5 protein-coding genes are annotated in these 3,325 nt (G+C 35.8%); all 5 read right to left on the bottom strand.

Features of this window, described 5'->3' with window-relative positions; all coding sequences use genetic code 11:
• Positions 1-170: 170 nt before the first annotated feature.
• The 5 genes from B4U84_RS03575 to B4U84_RS03555 all read right to left on the bottom strand — a co-directional run bounded on the left by B4U84_RS03575 (position 171) and on the right by B4U84_RS03555 (position 2,655).
• Positions 171-542, bottom strand: a complete 372-nt coding sequence (locus B4U84_RS03575) for a hypothetical protein (RefSeq protein ID WP_510650796.1) — start codon at positions 540-542, stop codon at positions 171-173.
• 165 nt (positions 543-707) lie between these two features.
• Positions 708-1,052 (bottom strand): hypothetical protein, encoded by a 345-nt coding sequence (locus tag B4U84_RS03570; RefSeq protein WP_017309747.1) that lies wholly within the window; start codon positions 1,050-1,052, stop codon positions 708-710.
• 549 nt (positions 1,053-1,601) lie between these two features.
• Positions 1,602-1,913: a hypothetical protein gene (locus B4U84_RS03565; RefSeq protein ID WP_017309748.1), complete on the bottom strand. Its 312-nt coding sequence runs from the start codon at positions 1,911-1,913 to the stop codon at positions 1,602-1,604.
• A 2-nt stretch (positions 1,914-1,915) separates the two neighbouring features.
• On the bottom strand, positions 1,916-2,182 hold the full coding sequence (locus B4U84_RS03560; RefSeq protein WP_017309749.1) for a hypothetical protein: 267 nt from the start codon (positions 2,180-2,182) through the stop codon (positions 1,916-1,918).
• A 17-nt stretch (positions 2,183-2,199) separates the two neighbouring features.
• Complete coding sequence (locus B4U84_RS03555) at positions 2,200-2,655, bottom strand: hypothetical protein (RefSeq protein WP_131115581.1); 456 nt, start codon at positions 2,653-2,655, stop codon at positions 2,200-2,202.
• Positions 2,656-3,325: the final 670 nt, after the last annotated feature.

The following is a 3,325-nucleotide window of genomic DNA, read 5'->3' as shown; positions in this document are numbered from 1 at the left end:
GTTTTAATACCAATTCTCCAAAATCAAGCAACATAGCTAAACCCCCAAAACCGGGATTTATCTAAGTTTCTTACTTGCGTAGCTTGCTGATCGCACCGCAGTGCGAGTATTACGAATTGGTATTAGCTCCCCGACTTCATAAAAGTAGTCGGGAATCTGGACAATACAAATTAAAGCCAATCTCGATACGCTGAAATTTCATTGACGCTAATTTCAAATGGTGTTCCTTTACCCATGGGAGGATAAACGCGGATTTTGGCGTCACTGCTATATTTTTCTAGCTTGTTTCCTAGCTGAGGAATATTGTTGACGATATGCCAATAAGTTACTATGTCTGGGGAGTCAATGATTAATTTGAGACTACCGTCTTTGGTTGTGAGATACCACTGACAAGTAGACAATAACATTTGTGTGATGCGATCGCACCCTTGAAAAAAGCACGCACCAATTGATTGTTCTAGTTCCAGATACAGCATTCTATCCTGTGGCGTCACCTCATTGGGTGGCATGTCATCTGGAGGTAAGAAGGGTTTTTTCATCATGTTAGCCCTTGATTTAAGATTTGTTGATAGTTAATTGTTGTTTGGTGTTTACCAAGCAACAATCAACAACCAACTTCTGGAAAGCTTTGCGATCATATTGTTATGCGATCGCGCTGGGTAGTCGTCATTGCAGAAAGTTCTAGTTTTCATTTTTGATTGCGATCGCTATTGTTCAGACATTGTTACCCAATGCAAATCTAACCACAAGCGCGGATCTGCTTGCTTGATTTTCGACATTGGATCGCGTAACAGTCGTGAAGCATTTAGGAAAACTACTTGAACTAACCCCATGTTCTCTGCTAAATCTCGGAGTATTTCTTTGTGGACTTGCACGAGAGGCATCATTTCATTAGAACAATAAATCCCAATGTAGCGCAAGCGTTTTGGAGGTCGTCCCCAATAATTGGTAATGACTTTCACATAACAGTCATCTAACAATTCTCCGATTTTGGGGTAGTATTTTTTGACTATTCTCAGATATTCTTTGGATAATATGTCTTCTCTAATCATGACAAAACCTATTGCAAGAAGGCAAAAGATAGAATTAAGTCTGAAGAATTAAAGAAGAAAATTAACAGTTCCTTCCTCATTCTTAATTCTCTTTTAAATCAATAGTTTTTTAGCCACCATGCACTATTTGTGTAAGCTTTATCACAATATTAATATAGCATGATTTTGTCATATTTACATGACTAAATTCTATAAAAAACACTAAAATTTATAATTTTATAATATATAAATAACAGATTTTATAGCATTCCACAAGATAGCCGACTTCTTAAAGAAGTCGGCTATCTGGACTTTGCGATTTTCACAAATTATATAGCAATACGGTTCAGTTAAGGATTTTTAGTGCAAAAATTTGACCTGTAGAGACGCGCCATGGCGCGTCTCTACAAGAGATTGTGGTCTTATCTGAACCGTATTGAATTATATAGGATTGCCATATGAATTAAGTAAACACAAAAAAAGAAAAGTTTGTGAGAAATCAAAAATTTCGTCACAAACAGAACAACACACAAGCAATATATAAAATATTTGATTTTTTCTTGCTACTGATTAGCGAAAATGACGTTCTGATACTAATACCTCAGCTACCAATCTTGGTAAATCTGTCAAATCAGCGTATCCTTCTGAACCGCGAATCGGAGATATAAATGTATAGTCTGGGTCACATTCTCCAGTGTCATAAACTTGCATATACCATCGATCAGGAAATCCCTCTATGGCTATTTCTACAATGTACCAACTCATACCAATCAGACGAGAATTTACAATGACAAACCACTCTCTATCTACTTCTAGAACATTCCACTCAGCCATCAGAAATTCTAAAGCGATTTGTCCTGCGTCAGTTGCAGTCAATAACATCTTTACTCCTTAGCTGGGACTTCAGGAATTTCAGGATATAGCCCTAATTGTTTCGATAATTCACGCGCAACATGAATTAAAAACTTTGCTCCTTCATCATTACCTTGATGGGCAAATACAGCAGCCACTTGTAGTATTGTTTGTATAAAACCAGCATCAAGTAATTCTGGATGAGTTTCTAAAACTTCTGGTTCCTGACCATTAGGACAGCTAAGTAATTGATCAATCAAATCAAAGTATAAATTTTGGCGTTCTTCTGTAATTGTCATGTTTTATTGCGCTTTCCTTATTGTTCGATACTTTCTTGCCATAACCTTTCTAGCTTATCTACTTGTCGTTGAAAAACTGTAGCGCGATAAACAAGATACCTGTCATATAAAAAAAAGAATATTCCCAAACCTATAGGAAATAAAAAAAAGAACCATTTCAAGCAATCAACAACTTTATATAGTCGAGTAGGAGTGAGCAAGATATGCAGAAATTTGGCATCAAAAAATTTAACGGTAGCTGCATCTTGAGCAAAATTTTGACATTCTTGATCAAGAGTTAATAAATCAGGGTTTTGGCTGCCAATAATACTAAATACACCTGCTTGTATTTGCTCTACTTTACAACTTAAATGTTGTATTTCAACTAGCTGCATATGCTGCTCCCAAACCATACTCAAAACTACTAGCTCAGGTGAAAGCACTATTAAAGTCAGTAAACAAACTATGAGAAACTTGGAAATTTGTAGTCTCATTTTGGCTCTTTCTTGCTAGGCAGTATGCACCCCCTGAGACGGTACCTTTTTGTCTTGATTTACCCTGTATAATAATTAAGGTATGAACACCCAAAAGTTAAGCCCTATCAGTTATCAAAATCTAAATATTTGTCAGAGAACTTACACATTCAAAGCTGCTCACTTTTTAGTTCATTTTGCTTACATATATGAGGGCTTAAGAAGTCCCCCCCTTTGCAGGGGGGGGTAGAGGGGAATCTCTGCGTAAATCCTATAGTTTTTATAGCAGCTGGGTTAGTCGAGAAGAGTTGTTTGCAGCCGGATCAAAATTATTAAATTAATTAAGTTTGTACTCAAAGCTGATAATTCGCATCGCAGCAGTATTCAAAAAAATTTTTGGGGTATGGGTACTAGTATTTTGAGGTATAGGGACTCGCATTTTTCCGCTAAGGTGCTGGAATTGATGTACTCAATCACCATTTATGGAAATCAAAGCGCAAGAGTAAAAAATCAAAATCCAAAAATCTAAATTGAAATTTTCTGGCTAGTACTCACCCTCAAACTATTGAAAATAGTGCAAAATTTTAGTAAGAACAAAGTCAGAATTTCAAGAAAATATTAGTGAGTAGATATACATTTTATGAACATTAAAAATATAGAAATATTATATAATTTCATTTTTAAGCATTTT

The sequence above is a fragment of the Westiellopsis prolifica IICB1 genome, assembly GCF_004323185.1.
Classification (GTDB): domain Bacteria; phylum Cyanobacteriota; class Cyanobacteriia; order Cyanobacteriales; family Nostocaceae; genus Pelatocladus; species Pelatocladus prolificus_A.
This window is presented reverse-complemented; position numbering and strand designations above follow the sequence as displayed.